Source organism: Actinomadura madurae (assembly GCF_900115095.1).
GTDB lineage: Bacteria > Actinomycetota > Actinomycetes > Streptosporangiales > Streptosporangiaceae > Spirillospora > Spirillospora madurae.
In genome coordinates, this window is sequence record NZ_FOVH01000003.1 from 296,569 (window position 1) to 312,690 (window position 16,122).

The following is a 16,122-nucleotide window of genomic DNA, read 5'->3' on the forward strand; positions in this document are numbered from 1 at the left end:
CGTCCACCATGACAGAAGCAGAGACCAGAGGCCTGGACGGTGACTGGCGCGTCTACCGGGGCGACAGCCGGCCGCACGAGCGGGTGCGGCGGCTCCCGCCGCCCCCGCCCTGGCGCCGGTTCAGCACCGAGGAAGCGGCGGAGGGCCGCCTGCAGCGGGATCTGCAGCAGGCGATCTCCTACCGGCCGGACGAATCGGTGGTCGACAGGGTCAACGCGGCCATCCTGCTGCGGCGCCCGCTGCTGGTGACGGGAAAGCCGGGATCGGGAAAGTCCACCCTCGCCAAGAACGTCGCCTACGAACTGGGGCTCGGCTCCGTCCTGTCCTGGTCGATCACTAGCAACACCACGCTCAAGGAGGGGCTCTACAACTACGACGCGATCGGCCGGCTCCATGAGACCAGCCTGCGCGGCATGGGCGACCGGGCGGACGATGCCGAGCCGCCGGACATCGGCCGCTACATCCGTCTCGGCCCCCTCGGCACCGCGCTCCTGCCCGGCGATCTGCCGCGCGTCCTGCTCATCGACGAGCTGGACAAGAGCAACATCGATCTGCCGAACGACCTGCTCAACGTGTTCGAGGAAGGCCGGTTCACCATCCTGGAGTTGCAGCGGCTCCCGGAGGAGCAGTCGCGCATCCATGTGATGACGGCGGACGGCGGCGCCCGCGTACCGATCGACCACGGCGAGGTGAGGTGCGCGAACTTCCCCATCGTCATCATCACCAGCAACGGCGAGCGCGAGTTCCCGCCCGCCTTCCTGCGCCGGTGCATCCGGCTGACGATCGAGCCGGCCGGCCGGGACCGGCTCGCGGAGATCATCGAGGCGCATCTGGGCGCCGACGCCAGGGCGGTGAGCGACGGGCTCATCGAGGACTTCCTCGCCCGCCGCGCGGACGGGGCGCTCGCCACCGACCAGCTTCTCAACGCGGTCTACCTCGCGACCTCCGGGAGCAGGCCGCCCGAGGCCAAGCTGGAGCAGCTGCTCGAGACCGTGCTCCGCCCGATCGAGAGGCCCGGCGCGGGATGATCAAGCGGCTCGTCGAGGCCCTGCAGGCGCTCGAACCGGAGCCCACGCCGGGTGAGCTGGCGGACGCGCTGTGGCTCGCCGACTGGTTCCGGACGCACGAGGGCGGGGCCCGGCTGGGGACGGACGACTCCGGTGACCCCGGCGGAGCGGGCTCTCCCGATCCGCCGCCGCGCTCCGCGCACCCGCCCGAGCCGCCCGCGGCGCCCGAGCGGGAGCCTCCGCCGCGGCGGTCACCGGAGGCGGGGCTCTACCTGACCGGTCAGGAGGTGCCGGCGACCGCGTTCCCCGTCCGGATGCCCGCGATGCCGGCCATCTCGGGCGCGCTGGAGCTGTCCCGTGCCCTGCGCCCGCTGCGCGCGACCGTCCCGTCGCTGACGCGCGAGCATCTCGACGAGGAGGCGACGGCGGAGCGCATCGCCGAGACCGGGGTGTGCGAGCCCGTCATGGTCGCGGCGCAGGAACGCCGGCACGACCTCGACCTGGTCGCGGACGTTGGCCCATCGATGGTCGTGTGGCGGCGGACGGTCGAGGAACTGGGGCTGCTGCTGCAGCAGCTCGGCGCCTTCCGTGACATGAGGACGTGGTACCTGGACACCGGCGCGCGCGGGCTGTCCCTGCGGACCGGATCGGTCTTCGAGGCGGGCGCGGAGCGCGACCCGGACGAACTGGTCGACCCGACGGGCCGGCGACTCATCCTGGTCGTCAGCGACTGCATCGGTGCGGCGTGGGAGGACGGCCGCGCCGCCGCGCTGCTCGACCGGTGGGGCCGGTCCGGGACCGTCGCCATCGCCCAGCCGCTTCCCCAGCGCCTGTGGTGGCGCACCGCGGCGGCCATCGAGCCGGTGCGGTTCGACGCGTCCGGGCCCGGGGTGGCCAACGAGCAGCTCGCCGTGACGCGGACGCAACTCCAATTGCCCGACGCCCGTCCCGAGGGCATCCCGATCCCGGTGGTCGAGCTGAGCGAGCGCTGGCTGCGATCCTGGGCGGGCATGGTCGCGCGTGGTGGGCGGGATGTCATGGGCGCCGCCCTGTTCACCGGGCGTCCGGCGGCGCCCCGGCCGCCCGCCGACACCCTTCCCGACGCGCTGTCGCCGGAGATGCGGGTCAAGCAGTTCCGTGCATCCTCGTCGCCGACGGCGTTCAGACTCGCGACGTTCCTCGCCGCGGCACCGCTGCGGCTGCCTGTGATGCGCCTCGTCCAGAGCGCGATGCTCCCGGCATCGACGTCGGCCGACCTGGCGGAGGTTTTCCTCAGCGGACTGCTGCGCATGGTGGGCCGTCCGGTCGACGGAGGCGAGGAGGAGATCGCCTACGAGTTCCATGACGGGGTCCGCGAGATCCTCCTCAAAGGCCTGCGCAGGCGTGAGGTGCTCCAGGTGCTGCGCGCGGTGTGGGGTGTCGTCCGGGACCGCATCGGCTCGTCCCTGGACTTCCCGGCGTTCCTCGCCGCGGTGGGCCGCGGGGAGGTGGAGCTTCCGCCCGACCTGCCGTTCGCGCAGGTGGCGGCCCAGGCACTGATGGGGCTCGGCGGCCCGTACCGCGAGATGGCGAAGCAGCTGACGAGCGACGGTGCAGGCGCGCCGGCGTCCTCTGACGCCGAGCTGACCGATGCGGCGACGACGCCCTCCATGGGGGCCGACGCGTTGCCGCGCCCCGAACCTGTGCCGGTGCCCCGCAGCGGGCTGCCCGGCCGCAATCCCGACTTCATCGGACGTGACCGGCTTCTCTCGGCGATCCAGGTTGCCCTGCGAGACGGCATGGCTGCGCTCCTGCCGCAGTCGGAGGCCGGTATGGGGGGAGAAGGCAAGTCCAATCTCGCGGTGGAGTACGCCTACCGCCACGCCGGCGACTACGACCTGGTGTGGTGGATCCCGGCCGAGCAGGCGACCTCCGCCCGCGCGGCGCTGGCGGTCCTGGCGCGGCAGCTCGGAATGCCGATGAGCGACGACATCAAGGGCACCGTCGACGGCGTTCTGCGTGCGTTGCGCGCGGGAAGGCCCTACGACCGCTGGCTGCTCATATACGACAACGCCCAGGAGCCGGACCAGGTCGTCCCGCTCACCCCGTTGTCGGTCGACGGCCTTGAACCGAGCCTGGAGGCCGGCCGCCATGTGCTGGTGACCTCGCGCGACCGGAGCTGGGAACGGCACGCGTCGGTGGTCGACGTCGACGTCTTCGAACGCTCGGAGAGCATCGCCTTCCTCCGGCGCCTGGTGCCGCGCCTTTCCGGCGCCGAGGCCGACCTGCTCGCCGACCGTGTCGGCGACCTTCCCCTGGCCGTCCATCAGGCCGCGGCGTGGCAGGCGGTCACCGGTGGCACGGTGGAGGATTATCTGTCGCTGCTGGACCAGCGGCTAACTGAACTCACCGTGGCCGGCTCGCCGAGCGAGGACCTGCCTGGACCGCTGGCCGCCGCGGTGAGCCTGAACCTGGACCTGCTCCAGGAGCAGGACGCCGTCGCCTGGAGACTGCTGGAACTGTGGGCCGTCTTCGATCCCGAGCCGGTGTCCTGCGGGTTGCTGGCCGCCGGTGAGTCGGCCGTGCTGCCCGAGGAACTGACCGGCCTGCTGGCCGACGAGACGCGCCTGCGCGACGTGATGCGGGCCATCGCCCGGTTCTCGCTCGCTCGCTTCGACGAAGAGTCGGCCACCCTCCAGGTCCACCGGCTCGTCCGGGCCATTCTCAACGAGCGGCTCCAAGAGGACGGCCGGCGCCGGGTGCAGGGGCATGTCCACGTGATCCTCGCCGCGGCGACTCCGGACGAGCCGCCGGAGGTGGAGTCCACATGGGAGCGCCGCTCGGAGATCACCCCCCACGTGGTTCCCTCGGGGGTGTTCGAGTCGGACGATCCCGAGATCCGGTTCGTGGGGGTCGACCAGGCGAGCTTCCTCTACATGTCGGGTGAGTACGAAGGCAGCCGCAGGCTGGCGGAGATCGCGCTGGAACGCTGGTTGGAGCGGTACGGGCTCGACGACGACACGGTCCTGGACATTTCCCGCGTCCTCGCAAACGCGCTGCGCGATCTGGGAGAGAACAGCGCGGCCGCGGACCTCAGCGAGGACATATTGGCGCGGACTCGCCGCAAGTTCGGGGACGACCACATCCAGACCCTCTTCGCCGCCACGGGTTTCGGTGCCGATCTGCGATTTCGTGGTGACTTCCGCAGGGCCTACGAGGTGGATCTCGACGCCTGGCGGCGCATGGGTGAGCTTCAGGGAGCCGCCAGCCCCAACACGCAGGTCTCCGCCACCAACCTCGCCCTCGATCTGCGGATTCTGGGCGACTTCCAAAGGGCATACGATATCGACCTTGAGGTCTGGCACAGGCTGAAGCAGCCTGGCCAGCCCTACAGGCAGCAATTCCGTATCAACCATCATCTCGCCCGTGACCTGCATGCTTTAGGCCAGTACGACGAGGCCTGCGCGATGCAGGCCGAGAGCCTCGCCAATTTGCGGCCGGTTCTCGGTCCCGGACACGCGATGGTGCTGCAAGCGAAGATGAGCCATGCGAGCACCCTGCGGAAACTCGGACGCTTCGAGGAATCGCACCGCCTGGCGACCGAGACGGTGGCCGCCCATGTCCGCCGGTTCGGTGAGGAGCATCTGAACACGCTGGCCAGCAAGATCTGCCTGGCGCTGACCACCAGCGCGATCGGACGTCCGGCCGACGCCTTGCCGCTCATCGACGAGGCACTGGACTGCTATCGCCGGAAGATGGGGGAATCCCACCCCTTCGTTCACGTCTGTGCCATCGACCGGGCGGTCGTGCTCCGGCGTCTCGCGGAGGTGTACACGGCACAGGAAACCGATCAGGCCGCGTTGGCGGGTCTCGAGGCCGGTGGAATTCTCGGGCCGAACCATTACTATGCGCTGTGCGGGTCGGTGGGTCTCGCCAACGATTATTATCTGCTCGGTGAACTGGAGGCTGCGGCCCACTTGCTGTCCGAAGTGCAGCCGAAATTGGTCGCCTTCCTCGGTGAGCGGCATCCCATTTCGCTCGCCGCCGCCCTCAACCTGGAGCGTGCTCGCGCCGCCATGGGAGCAGGAGAGCAGAACGTCGACCGGGTGCTGGCCTCCCTCGTGCGCGTACTCGGCCGCGACCACCCCGACGTACAAGTGGTCGAACGCGGCGGTCTCCTCGAATGCGATATCGAACCCGCCCCTCTGTGAGCACGGGTGAGGTCAGCGGCTCCGGGCGGGCTGGGCGAGGGCCAGATCGTGCTGGACGGTCCGGCCGATGTGGCTGATCAGTTTCAGCAGGTCGGGGCAGTACACGGACGGGTTGAGGTAGCCGCTGCCCTCCCGGTAGCGATGCGCGTAGCCGCCACCGCCGCAGATGTCGCGGACCGCGCACTTCTGGCATGTGTCCGACAGCGACGCCCGCCCGATCTGACGGGCGACCACGCCGGGGTGCAGCAGCGCGTCGTCGAAACGGTGGTCGAAGACGGTGAGGCCGGTCTCGGGCGCACCGGCGTAGGAGATCTTGAGCGTGTCGACCTGCTGGAGGGTTCCGTCGGTGTCGACCACGAGCATGGCGACGGGGGAGAGCCCGATGTTCTCGCTGCGGCTCTGCCCGCCGAGCAGGAGGTTGATGATCTCCTCGAACAACCGGACGCCCGTTTCCTTGCGGGGCGCCTGATACCAGCGGTCGAACACCGCGATGAGCCAGTCGGCATAGGGCGTGCCGCCGCCTTCGACGGGACGGCGGGGCGGCGGAGCCTGCCAGGTTCCGTGCGGCAGCAGGAAGTCCATGCCCGGTGGCCGCGTCTCCAGCAGAGCCTCGTACGTCCGGACCGGATCGTTGTCGAGGTCCACCGTGCAGAGCAGCCCTTGGTAGAGCCGCCGATATGAGCCTGCCAGTCGGTTCAGGCCGCGCATGACGTCGGCGTGACTACCGCGCCCGTTGGCGCGCAGCCGGTGCCGGTCGTGGCCTTCGCGATCACCGTCGAGGCTGACCGACACGCCCACGTCGTGTTCGTCCAGCATCGCCAGCATCGCGTCGGTGAGCAGCACCCCGTTCGTCTGGGTGCACACCTCGACCTCGCAGGTGGACGGCATGGCCGCGCGGATCAGCGTGATGGTCTCGGCCAGAGACACTCTTCCTGCCAGCAGCGGCTCGCCCCCGTGGAGGACGACCGTCACCTTGGGGAGCGCGTGTTCGCGGGCGTGCTCGGCCAACCGGGCGGCCGTGGCGGCGATCACCTCGGACGACATCGCGGCGGGACGCGTCCGCCACGACTGGTCCTCGCCCTCGTAGACGTAGCAGTAGTCGCAGGCCAGGTTGCAGCGGCCGTGGACCTTGAGCACGACCTCCGAGATGGGCACGGGCCGCCATCCGCTGTCCTGAAGAGCGGAAAGGTCGAGACCGTCGAACGGCCACTCCACGGTCTCGGCCCCGAGCATCAGGAGTCGTCGGCCAACACGGGGTCGGCCAATAGCCTGTTGTCGAAGCCGGCTGTTACCGGGCCGGCGTCGCGGCGCTGGGTCGCGGCGGCCGGGACGGCGATGGCGAGGACGGTTCCGGCGGGCAGGTTCGCCGCGTCCAGTTCGGAGAGCGCGGGAGGGCTCCCGATAAAGGGGGCCGTGTGAATTTCGGGCTTTGACGCGTTGGCTTGAGTGGCCGCCACGGCCGCCTCCCCCTCTTGTTCCGCAAGCGTATGGGTGTCGTCGGGATTCTTCTGCCGAGTCAAGGGTCACCAGCGTAACGCCGTGATCCTTGAGGATCATATTGACCGGAGAGCCGCGTGGGACGAGGAAACGACAGAGACACGCCGAGGTTCTTCATCGTGATCGTCCCCCGGGACGGCGGCCGGCCGCCGTTGGGGGCGTTGGGGTGCTCCCGGCATCGTTAATGCGGCGGCGTCGGCGGGCCTGTGACGGGTGACGCATTTTCCTTGCCGAGGTTGCAGGAAGGTTGCACAGTGGGAATCGCAGCGACCCATCGGTGAGGTGCCCGTGACGGAGACTGTGCGACCGGCCTCGGAGGGATGGCGGCCGGCAGGGATGTGCGTGTTCCTCGTGTGCGACATCGCCGGGTTCAGCGGCGCGGAGCGCGTCGATCCGGTGCGGGTGCGGGTCCGGAAGGCGATGTACGACGGGCTTGAGCTGAGCCTGGCGGACGCCGGGGTCCGCATGGACGACTGCCACCACGAGGACCGCGGGGACGGGGTGATGGTCGTCCTCCCGCCGAGTGTCGGCACGGAGGTGCTGCTGACGACGGTGGTCGAGCGGCTGCGGGCGGAGGTGCGGCATCACAACGCGGGGGCGAACGAGGCCGCGCGGATGCGGCTGCGGGTGGCGGTCAACGTGGGGGAGGCCGAGGCGGACGGGCACGGCATCGTCAGCACGGCGCTGACTCACGCGTTCCGGCTGCTGGACGCGGCCCAGCTGAAGGAGGCGGTGGCCGCGGCGGAGACCGGGATCGCGGTGATCGTCTCGCGGCGGGTGTACGACGACGTGGTGAGCCACGGGCGGGGGCTCGTCGATCCGGGCGACTACTACCCCGTCCAGGTGCGGGTGAAGGAGACCGCCGACGACGCGTGGATCATGGTGCCGGGGGTGCGGCCCGGGGATGCCGCGGTTCCGGCCGTGCCCGAGAAGAACGAGGTGGAGAAAGACGGCGGCGTGCCGGAGCCTTGGGAACTGCCGGCGATGGTGGAGGAGCTTCCGCCCGCGTCGATGTTCCGCATCGTGGACGAGCTGCTGAAGATCCCCCGGCTCCGCGCCGAGCGGGGGCGCGACCAGGTGGTCGGCGCGCTGTCGCTGGAGATCGCCGGGGCGATACCCCGGTCGGGGGAGGCGCGGGCCGACCTGTTCGCCATCGTGCAGACGTGCCTGGACTATCCGGGCGGGTTGCAGCAGTTCCTCCAGGCCGTCAAGGGGTTCGTGGGCGAGTCGATGGCGGTGCGCCGCACAGAGCGGACGATCGCCCAGGCCCTGCTGCCGCCGGGTGACGACTCGCCTATGCCTTGGTGACCGTGGCCATGGCCCGGTCGGGTTCCCAGTGGGCGCGCAGGGACGTGATGAGGCCGCCGTCGTCCACCGTGTAGATGAGCACGCAGTCGATGGTCATCGTGGCGCCGTCGTGGGTCGTGGTGGTGATGGTCGCGACGTTCGCGCAGCACGGTCCGTTGGCGAAGGAGTCGGCGATGGCGAAGCGGAAGCCGGCGATCGTGGAGATGAAGTCGTCCCAGAAGGCCTCGGTGCCCTCCCGGCCCCGGTGGCCCTTTCCCGACGGATCGAGGAAGGACGGGCCGACCGGGTCCTCGATCAGGGCCTCGGGGGCGAAGAGGTCCAGCCAGTCGGCCTTGCGTCCCTCGGAGACGGCGGTCATGGAGGCGCGGGCGGCGCGGCGGGCCGGGTGGTCGGAGTCCGGGGCGTCCCAGGTGATGGCGTCCATGCGCCGGACTGTAACGTGTTCTCGTTTCCCCGTCGAGGCTCAGCCTGCCTTGGCGATGACGGTCTCGGCGTACCGTTCGAGGTTCTCGATCTTCTTGGCGAGCGGCTCGGTGTCGGGCTCCCTGGTGTAGGGCACCCGGAAGCCGACGATGACGTCGGTGACGCCCTTGTCCTCCAGCCGCTTGACACCGTCGGGCGTGTAGGCGTCCATCGAGATGACGTGGATCTCGAAGGGGCCGTCCGCCTTCCCCTCGGCCTCCCGGATCTGGTTCAGCCTGACCAGGAGGGCGTCCAGATCGTCGCCGCCCGCGTGCATCCAGCCGTCCCCGCGCACCACGGCCCGGCGCAGCGCCGGCTCGCTGTGCCCGCCGACCAGGATCGGGAACGGCGCCGCCGGATTGATCTTGATCGCCGGGATGTCGTAGTGCTCGCCGTGGAACTCGAAGTACTCGCCGCCGCTCAGGCCGCGCACGATGTCGATGGCCTCGTCCATCCGCTTCCCGCGCCGCTCCCACGGGACGCCCATGACCTCGAAGTCCTCGCGCCACGGGCTGACCCCGACGCCGAACCCGAGGCGCCCGTTCGTCAGGCACGCGACCGAGGTGGCCTGCTTGGCGACCAGGACGGGCGGGCGGACCGGCAGCTTGAGGACGAACGGAGTGAACCGGAGCGTGCTGGTGACCGCCCCCATGGCCGCGATCAGCGTGAACGTCTCGATGAAGGGCTTGTTCTCCAGGAACTCCCGGTTCCCGTCGGGGGTGTACGGATACACCGAGTCCGACTCCTTCGGATAGACCAGCGAGTCGGCGACCGACATGCTCGTGTAGCCCGCCTCCTCGGCCGCCCTGGCCAGCGGCAGGTAGAAGGACGGATCGGTCATGGCCTCGGCGTAGGTGAACCTCATGGCCCGAATACTAGAACGCGTTCCAGTTCCATGCCAGACCGCCCGGGCGCATCATGTGGTCGTGGATGTCTCGGAACGGACCTGGGAGCTGCTCGTCGCGGCGGGCGCGGAGCGGAGGTTCGGTGCGGGGGACGTCCTGCTTCGCCAGGGTGACCCTGCGACCCATGTCCTTCTTCTGACGGCGGGCCGCGTCAAAGCGCTGATGACGCTCCCGGACGGCCAGGTGCTGCTCCTCGCCGTGCGAGGGCCCGGTGAGCTGCTCGGGGAGATCGCCGTGCTCGGCGGAGGCGACCGGTCGGCGAGGGCCTCGGCCAGCAGGAGATCGGCCAGGCGGTCGGCCTCTCCCGCGGTGTCGTCGCCGCCGAGCTGGCGCGCCTGCGTGAGCTCGGCGTCGTCTCGACCGAACGCGGGCGCACGATCATGAAACGGCGATGCTGGACGTCCCGCTGCGCCGCCAGGTCGCCGAGGTCTTCGCAGACCTGGCCGCCGAGAACGGGGCGGCCGGGAAGATCCTGCAGACGGCGCAGGCGTGGGCTCGCCGGGAGGAGGCCGACCTCGCCTACGTGGCGCTGGCCCGGACGTGTCTGCACCCGGTCGTCGGCGGGCGGGTCCGGACGGGGCTGTACGAGTGGTCGCGGGAGCGGAGGGCAGCGCAGACCCTGAAGCTGACGATCGTCCGAGTCGGGCAGGTGCTCGGGGAGACGTATCCGTCGATTGCGATGACCCGGCTGAAGCACCTGGCGACGTTCGGCAACGCCCAGGTGCGCGACGAGGTGGCCGAGGCGGCCGGCGGGCTGGCGCGGGTCCACCGCCGCGAGGTCTTCGAGGCGGCGCTGGAGTGGTGCGAGGCGGCGGTCCGATGCTCGTCCGAGCGGGACGGGGCCGGGCTCGCGGGCGTGGCGTTGCGGGTTCTGGTCGACCTGGTGAGGGGAGGCCCGGACGGTGCCGGCCCGCTCCGGCTGCGCGCCGTCCTGGACGCCGTCGGGAACCTCGCGGCGGAGGGCGGCAGGTTCGGTCCCCTCGCGATGGGCGCGGCCGAGACGCTGGCCGCCGAGTACCCCGCGGAGGTTGTTCGCGCTGCCCTCGGCTGGGTCAACGACGTCCACGACGACCCGTTCGGCCGTACTCCGGAGCGGGCTCGTTTCGGCTCGGCACTGTTCGTCGCCCTGGCGTCCGGGCGGGACGAGCATGGGCACGCGGTGATGCTCACAGGGCCGGGTGCCGTCGACCCGGAGGACTGCGCCTTCGCCTGGCAGGTCGCGCTGGGAGAGCCTCTGGCGGGTGACCGGGGCGTCGTGGACGTGGCGGAGCTGTGGCTGGACACCGCGCTGGCGCGTCCGGACCTGCGTCCAGGCATTGTGGAGTGTCTCGTCTGGGCCGCCTACGGCGATCGTCGGCGACGGCGGCGGGCGGTCGATCTTGTACGCGCATGGAGCGAGACGCGCCGGGACGGGCGAGACGTGAGGGACGACGTCCTCGTCGAGCTGCTGCTGCCCGAGTGGCGACGCCTGCTGCTGAGGTTGCAGGTCGGCCTCCGGCGAGCGGCAGTGGGCTGACCGGGGGGTGTGTTGCCGGGGGTGGGGTGGGGGTGGTTCGGTGGGGGGATGGAGGCGCGGGTCGCGGTGGTCACTGGGGGGACGTCGGGGATCGGGAAGGAGGTCGCGCGGGGGCTGGCGCGGGCCGGGTTCCTGGTGGGGATCGTCTGCCGGAGCGAGGTGCGGGCCGCGGCCACCGTGGAGGAGCTGGCGCGGGACGTTCCCGGGGCGCGGGTCGAGACGTTCATCGGGGATCTGTCGGTGCTGATGGACGTCCAGCGCGTCGCGGCGTCGCTGGAGGAGCGGTTCGACCGGCTGGACGTGCTGGTGAACAACGCGGGCGTGCACCTCCTGCGGGCCAAGGTCAGCGCGGACGGGTACGACCGCATGATCGCGACCAACCATCTGGGGCCGTTCCTGCTGACGAACCTGCTGCTCGGGCTGCTGGAGAAGGGGGCGCCGTCGCGGGTGGTCGTCGTGGCGTCGGAGGCGCACCGGCAGTCGGACCGGCTGGACGTCGAGCGGATGGCGGAGCCCGGGGCGTACGGGGCGGCCGGGTCGCTGCGGGTCTACGGGCGGTCGAAGCTGCTCAACATCCTGTTCGCGCAGGAGCTGGCCAGGCGGATGGAGGGCAGCGGGGTCACCGTGAACGCGATGTGTCCCGGGTTCGCCGCGACCGGTCTGAGCAGGGAGATCCCGGGAAGCGAGCGGGTCGGGGCGCTGCTGTCGCGCACTCCCGTGGTGCGGACGCCGGCGCAGGGGGCGCGGATGGCGCTGCGGCTGGCGCTGGACGAGGAGTTCGAGGGGCGCAGCGGCGGCTTCCACAGTTCCACTCCGGGTGCCGGGCTGCTGCCGACGGTGGGCGCGCTGAAGGACCCGGAACTGAGGCGCGCTGTTTGGGAGCGTTCTTCCCGCCTTGTGGGGTTGCCCGCCCTATAGGGTCAGGGTGCGTGAGCCAACCGTACGTTCCCCCGCAGGAGCAGCCGCCCAGGCCGTCCGCGGTCAAGGATGTGTTCAACGGCGCCGGGTATCTGCTGCGCGGCATCGGATGGATGGCCCGGCATCCGGCACAGTGGCTGTTCGGGCTGGTCCCCGCGCTGATCGTGCTGGCCGTGTACGGGACGGCGCTGGTCGTCCTGGCGTTGCAGATCGACGACCTCGCCGGGTGGGTGACGGGGTTCGCGGACGGCTGGGCGGACGCGGCGCGGACGTCGGCGCGCGTCGTCGCCGGGATCGCGATCTACGGGGCGGCCCTGTTCCTCGCGGTGATCACGTTCACGGCGGTGACGCTGCTGGTCGGGGACCCGTTCTACGAGGCCATCGCGGTCCGGGTGGAGGAGTCGCAGGGCGGGGCGCCGCCGGAGCCGGACGTCCCGCTGCTGGTGCAGATCGGCCGGGCGGTCAAGGACACGCTGATCCTCGCGCTCGTCGCGCTGGCGTTCGCCGTGGTGTTCTTCGCGTGCGGGTTCCTGCCGGTGGTGGGGCAGACGGTCGTGCCGGTGGTGGCGGCGCTGGTGTCCGGGTACTTCCTGGCGGGCGAGCTGACCTCGGTCGCGCTGGAGCGGCGGGGGATGCGGCGCAAGGAGCGGTTCGCGCGGCTGAAGGCGCACCGGCCGCTGGCGGTCGGGTTCGGCGCGGCGACTGTTGTGGTGTTCCTCATTCCCCTGGGTGCGGTGCTGGCGATGCCGGGCGCGGTGGCGGGGGGCACGCTGCTCGCCAGGGAGCGCCTGGCAGAAGAGCCGGAGCCCGCCGAGGGCCTGGCGGCGCAACACTGAGGCGATAGGAAGATGTGTCCTGGTCGTGATGACCGTCCGGAAACCCATGAGTGATCTTCGCGTAACGTGTGCCGCATGTCCGATCAGGGGGAGCGCGGCGTGCGCTGGACCGACATGAGCGAGAGCGAGCCGTGGGACGGCGCGGGCGAGGCGACCGGCCCGCAGCCGGCCTCCCCCGAGCCGAAGGTGCCCGAGGTGTTCATGCCCGCTCCGGTGGGCCGCACCGACTTCTCCGGGTCCGATGACGGCAACGAGAACCTGCCCGGCGTGTGGGGTGCGGCTGGCCCCGCTCCGGCCGAGACGCCCGGCGCGGACGACGTCAAGGTGGCGCCCGTCCCCGAGGAGGAGGCCCCCCAGTGGGAGGGGTCGCTCTTCGACGAGAGCGGCGGCGACGACAGGTACGTTCCGGCCGTGCCCACCGGGTCGGGGCAGCCGGCGAAGCCCGGCAAGCCCAGCAGCGGCAACTGGCAGATGCCGGAGTGGATGGCGGACGAGGCCGCGGCCGACGCCAAGCTCGGCTCCTCGGTCAAGCCGCCGCGGGACCGGCTGGACGACGGCGGCGGCCGGTCCAGGCTCGTCCTGTTCGGCGGGGTCGGGCTGCTGGTGGTCGCGCTGCTCGCGGCCGGCGCCGTCTACTTCATGAAGAACTCCGGCGACGAGCCCGCCGACACGGGCAACGCCGACCAGCGGGCGGCCGCGGAGCAGTCGGAGGCGGCGCAGGTGAAGCTGCCGCCGGACAAGCCGCTGGCGAAGTTCGCCGGGACGCCGAGCCGGATGCTCGGGCGGGTGAACGACGAGCATTCGGGCCTGTCGTACCCGCGGATGGCGGCGCCGTGGCAGGTGCCGACCAAGAAGAACAGGCTGGGCACGCCGGGATGGTCGGGGCAGCAGATCCTCGTGACGGAGAAGCGCGGCGCGCAGCTCTGGTACGGGCAGCTGCTCACCGGCACGCTGCTGCCGAGCCTGCAGAGCGTCTACCAGGGGCCGGACAGCGTCAAGAACGTCGCCGGGGTGGTCGCGCAGGGCTACGAGGCGCAGTACTACGCGTTCCCGCACAAGTCGGCGCCGCTGGCGTCGCAGGCGCTGACCGTGGGCGGGCGTCCGGGCTGGCTGATCGCCTCGTATCTGACGTACCAGCGGGACGGGGTGCGGGCGACCGGTGAGGTCGTCGCGACCGCGGTGATCGACACCGGCCGGCCGTCGCCGGCCGTGGTGTTCGCGTCGATGCCGAACACGCACAAGCAGCGCTGGCCGGACGTCAACGCGTTCTTCGCGCAACTGAAGATCGCGGCCTGACAGACCGAATCGCGTTCTAATAAGCTGGCGCCACTCCTGCGGAAAGGTGTGGCCATGGCCATCGGCTTGACCGAAGAACACGAGGCGCTCGCGGCGTCGGTGCGCGCGTTCGCCGCCCGCGACATCACGCCGAAGGCGGTCCGGGACGCGGACGCCGGCTTCTGGCCCGCGCTCGCCGCGCAGGGCCTTCCGGGGCTGCACCTGCCCGAGGACGCCGGCGGGCAGGGCTTCGGGATCCTGGAGCAGGCCGTCGCGCTGGAGGAGCTCGGCCGGGCGATGGCCCCCGGCGCCTACACGCCGACGGTGCTGGCGTCCGCGGTCCTGCACGCGGCCGGGGGCGACGTGCGCGGGCTGGCCGACGGGTCCCGCACGGCGGCGATCGGGCTCTCGGGGAGCCTGGCCAGGGACGGCGACACCGTCTCCGGCACGATCCAGCCGGTCTTGGGCGCGCCGCTGGCCGACCTGTTCCTGCTGCCGGTCGGTGACGGCTGGGTCGTCCTCGGACGGGACGACGTCACCGTGGGGTCGCTGGAGTCCCTCGACATCACCCGTCCTGTGGGGTCGGTCACGGTGGACGGCGTGACCGTCCCTGACGGGCATCTTCTCGATGGGGTCGACGCGCACGCCTTTGCAGCCGTCCTCCTGGGGGCCGAGGCCTGCGGTGTGGCGGGACGCGCCCTGGACGACGCCGTCGCGTACGCGAAGCTCCGCGAGCAGTTCGGCCGTCCGATCGGGCAGTTCCAGGGCATCAAGCACAAGTGCGCCCGGATGCTCATCGCCGTAGAGCGCGCCAGGGCGGCGGTGTGGGACGCCGCACGCGCCCTCGACGAGCCGGAGGACCAGCGCGCCTACGCCATCGGGGTGGCCGCCGCACTGGCCGCCGACGCCGCCGTCACCTGCGCCGAGGGCAACATCCAGGTGCACGGGGGCATCGGCTACACCTACGAGCACGACGCCCACCTGCTCTACCGGAGGGCGTTGACCCTTCGCGCGCTCCTGGGCCGGGCGAGCGAGCACCGGGCGGGCGTCGCCGCGCTCGCCGTCCAGGGGGTCAGGCGGCCGATGAGCATCGAGCTGGCCGAGGACGCCGAGCCGGTCCGCGAGGAGATCCGGGCCCGCGTCGCCGAGCTGGCCGCCATGGAGCCGCTCGGCCGGCGGGCCGCGATGGCGGAGGGCGGCTGGGTGACGCCGCACCTGCCGGAGCCGTGGGGGCGGGGCGCCGGGCCGCTGGAGCAGGTCGTGATCCAGCAGGAGCTGAAGGCGGCGAACGTCCGCCCGGTGCCGCTGATGATCGCGGCGTGGGTCGTCCCGTCGCTCGTCCAGTACGGGACGGCCGAGCAGCGGGAGCGGTTCCTGCCGCCGACGCTGCGCGGCGAGATCATCTGGTGCCAGCTGTTCTCCGAGCCGGGCGCGGGCTCCGACCTCGCCGGGCTGCGCACCCGCGCCGAGCGCGTCGAGGGCGGCTGGACGATCACCGGCCAGAAGATCTGGACGTCGCTCGCCCGCGAGGCGCAGTGGGGCATCTGCGTCGCGCGGACCGACCCGGACCGCCCCAAGCACGACGGCATCACCTACTTCCTCGTCGACATGGCGTCGCCGGGCATCGAGATCCGGCCGCTGCGCGAGTGCACGGGCGACGCCGTGTTCAACGAGGTGTTCCTGGACGGCGTGTTCGTCCCGGACGACCTGGTCGTCGGCCCGGTGAACGCGGGCTGGCGCGTCGCCCGCACCACGCTGGCGAACGAGCGCGTCGGCCTGACCAGCAGCTTCCAGCTCGGCGGCGACCTGCCGAAGCTGCTCGAACTGGCCGCCGGGCTCGGCCTGGACGCCGATCCGGTGGTCCGCGACGGCATCGGGCGCCTCGCCTGCGACGAGCACTCGTTCAACCTGCTCGGCCTGCGCGCCACGCTGAAGCAGTTGTCGGGGACGGACCCGGGCGCGACGGCGAACGTCCGGAAGCTGGTGGCGATGGAGCACGGCCAGCAGGTGACCGAGTTCGGGTTCACGCTCCTCGGCGAGGAGGGCGCGCTCACCGGCGGCCGGCAGGACGCGCTGCGCGCCCGCTGGACCCGGCTCCTGCTGGCGTCCCGCGCGATGAGCATCGGCGGCGGCACCACCGAGGTCAACCTGAACGTGATCGGCGAGCGCATCCTCGGCCTGCCCCGCGACCCCGCCCCGGCGCGGTAG

At 71.5% G+C, this 16,122-nt stretch carries 13 protein-coding genes; 9 read left to right on the forward strand and 4 right to left on the reverse strand.

Annotation, left to right across the window (positions count from 1 at the left end):
- Window positions 1-8 precede the first annotated feature (8 nt).
- Both BM339_RS10945 and fxsT read left to right on the forward strand, forming a co-directional pair.
- Complete coding sequence (locus BM339_RS10945; RefSeq protein WP_075020770.1) at window positions 9-1,028, forward strand: AAA family ATPase; 1,020 nt, start codon at window positions 9-11, stop codon at window positions 1,026-1,028.
- Window positions 1,025-5,197, forward strand: coding sequence for an FxSxx-COOH system tetratricopeptide repeat protein (gene fxsT, locus BM339_RS10950; RefSeq protein ID WP_075020771.1), 4,173 nt, complete (start codon window positions 1,025-1,027; stop codon window positions 5,195-5,197). The genes BM339_RS10945 and fxsT overlap by 4 nt, the downstream gene beginning before the upstream one ends.
- A 12-nt stretch (window positions 5,198-5,209) precedes the next feature.
- On the opposite strand, the gene BM339_RS10955 is transcribed toward fxsT, so the two are convergent.
- Window positions 5,210-6,430 carry an FxsB family cyclophane-forming radical SAM/SPASM peptide maturase gene (locus BM339_RS10955; protein WP_075020772.1) on the reverse strand — a complete coding sequence of 407 codons (1,221 nt, stop codon included), beginning with the start codon at window positions 6,428-6,430 and terminating at the stop codon, window positions 5,210-5,212.
- Window positions 6,430-6,717, reverse strand: coding sequence for a hypothetical protein (locus BM339_RS10960; protein ID WP_075020773.1), 288 nt, complete (start codon window positions 6,715-6,717; stop codon window positions 6,430-6,432). The genes BM339_RS10955 and BM339_RS10960 overlap by 1 nt, the downstream gene beginning before the upstream one ends.
- Window positions 6,718-7,036: 319 nt before the next feature.
- Here BM339_RS10960 and BM339_RS10965 point away from each other — a divergent pair, with 319 nt between their 5' ends.
- Window positions 7,037-8,002 carry an effector-associated domain 2-containing protein gene (locus BM339_RS10965; RefSeq protein ID WP_143118359.1) on the forward strand — a complete coding sequence of 322 codons (966 nt, stop codon included), beginning with the start codon at window positions 7,037-7,039 and terminating at the stop codon, window positions 8,000-8,002.
- Here the strand turns inward: BM339_RS10965 and BM339_RS10970 are convergent.
- Window positions 7,989-8,426 (reverse strand): nuclear transport factor 2 family protein, encoded by a 438-nt coding sequence (locus tag BM339_RS10970; protein ID WP_021593011.1) that lies wholly within the window; start codon window positions 8,424-8,426, stop codon window positions 7,989-7,991. The genes BM339_RS10965 and BM339_RS10970 overlap by 14 nt on opposite strands.
- A 39-nt stretch (window positions 8,427-8,465) precedes the next feature.
- Window positions 8,466-9,329, reverse strand: coding sequence for a TIGR03619 family F420-dependent LLM class oxidoreductase (locus BM339_RS10975; RefSeq protein WP_075020775.1), 864 nt, complete (start codon window positions 9,327-9,329; stop codon window positions 8,466-8,468).
- A 61-nt stretch (window positions 9,330-9,390) separates the two neighbouring features.
- On the opposite strand from BM339_RS10975, the gene BM339_RS48575 reads away from it, so the two are divergent.
- The 6 genes from BM339_RS48575 (at window position 9,391) to BM339_RS11005 (ending at window position 16,122) form a co-directional block, all read left to right on the forward strand.
- Complete coding sequence (locus BM339_RS48575) at window positions 9,391-9,753, forward strand: Crp/Fnr family transcriptional regulator (protein WP_075020776.1); 363 nt, start codon at window positions 9,391-9,393, stop codon at window positions 9,751-9,753.
- A gap of 7 nt (window positions 9,754-9,760) precedes the next feature.
- Entirely contained in the window at window positions 9,761-10,885 is a 1,125-nt protein-coding gene (locus BM339_RS10985; RefSeq protein ID WP_075020777.1) for a hypothetical protein, read from the forward strand.
- Between the two features lie 48 nt (window positions 10,886-10,933).
- Window positions 10,934-11,803: an SDR family NAD(P)-dependent oxidoreductase gene (locus tag BM339_RS10990; RefSeq protein ID WP_075020778.1), complete on the forward strand. Its 870-nt coding sequence runs from the start codon at window positions 10,934-10,936 to the stop codon at window positions 11,801-11,803.
- Between the two features lie 11 nt (window positions 11,804-11,814).
- Window positions 11,815-12,639 (forward strand): EI24 domain-containing protein, encoded by an 825-nt coding sequence (locus BM339_RS10995; protein ID WP_083597545.1) that lies wholly within the window; start codon window positions 11,815-11,817, stop codon window positions 12,637-12,639.
- Between the two features lie 75 nt (window positions 12,640-12,714).
- Complete coding sequence (locus BM339_RS11000) at window positions 12,715-13,935, forward strand: flagellar basal body-associated FliL family protein (protein WP_075020780.1); 1,221 nt, start codon at window positions 12,715-12,717, stop codon at window positions 13,933-13,935.
- Window positions 13,936-13,989: 54 nt separating this feature from the next.
- Window positions 13,990-16,122: an acyl-CoA dehydrogenase family protein gene (locus BM339_RS11005; RefSeq protein ID WP_075020781.1), complete on the forward strand. Its 2,133-nt coding sequence runs from the start codon at window positions 13,990-13,992 to the stop codon at window positions 16,120-16,122.

Bases quoted from the DNA above. Each gene is read 5' to 3' on its own strand.
- fxsT (WP_075020771.1), top strand. From the start codon at position 1,025: ATGATCAAGCGGCTCGTCGAGGCCCTGCAGGCGCTCGAACCGGAGCCC.
- BM339_RS10945 (WP_075020770.1), top strand. From the start codon at position 9: ATGACAGAAGCAGAGACCAGAGGCCTGGACGGTGACTGGCGCGTCTAC.
- BM339_RS10990 (WP_075020778.1), top strand. From the start codon at position 10,934: ATGGAGGCGCGGGTCGCGGTGGTCACTGGGGGGACGTCGGGGATCGGG.
- BM339_RS10970 (WP_021593011.1), bottom strand. From the start codon at position 8,426: ATGGACGCCATCACCTGGGACGCCCCGGACTCCGACCACCCGGCCCGC.
- BM339_RS10975 (WP_075020775.1), bottom strand. From the start codon at position 9,329: ATGAGGTTCACCTACGCCGAGGCCATGACCGATCCGTCCTTCTACCTG.
- BM339_RS11000 (WP_075020780.1), top strand. From the start codon at position 12,715: ATGTCCGATCAGGGGGAGCGCGGCGTGCGCTGGACCGACATGAGCGAG.
- BM339_RS10955 (WP_075020772.1), bottom strand. From the start codon at position 6,430: ATGCTCGGGGCCGAGACCGTGGAGTGGCCGTTCGACGGTCTCGACCTT.
- BM339_RS10985 (WP_075020777.1), top strand. From the start codon at position 9,761: ATGCTGGACGTCCCGCTGCGCCGCCAGGTCGCCGAGGTCTTCGCAGAC.
- BM339_RS11005 (WP_075020781.1), top strand. From the start codon at position 13,990: ATGGCCATCGGCTTGACCGAAGAACACGAGGCGCTCGCGGCGTCGGTG.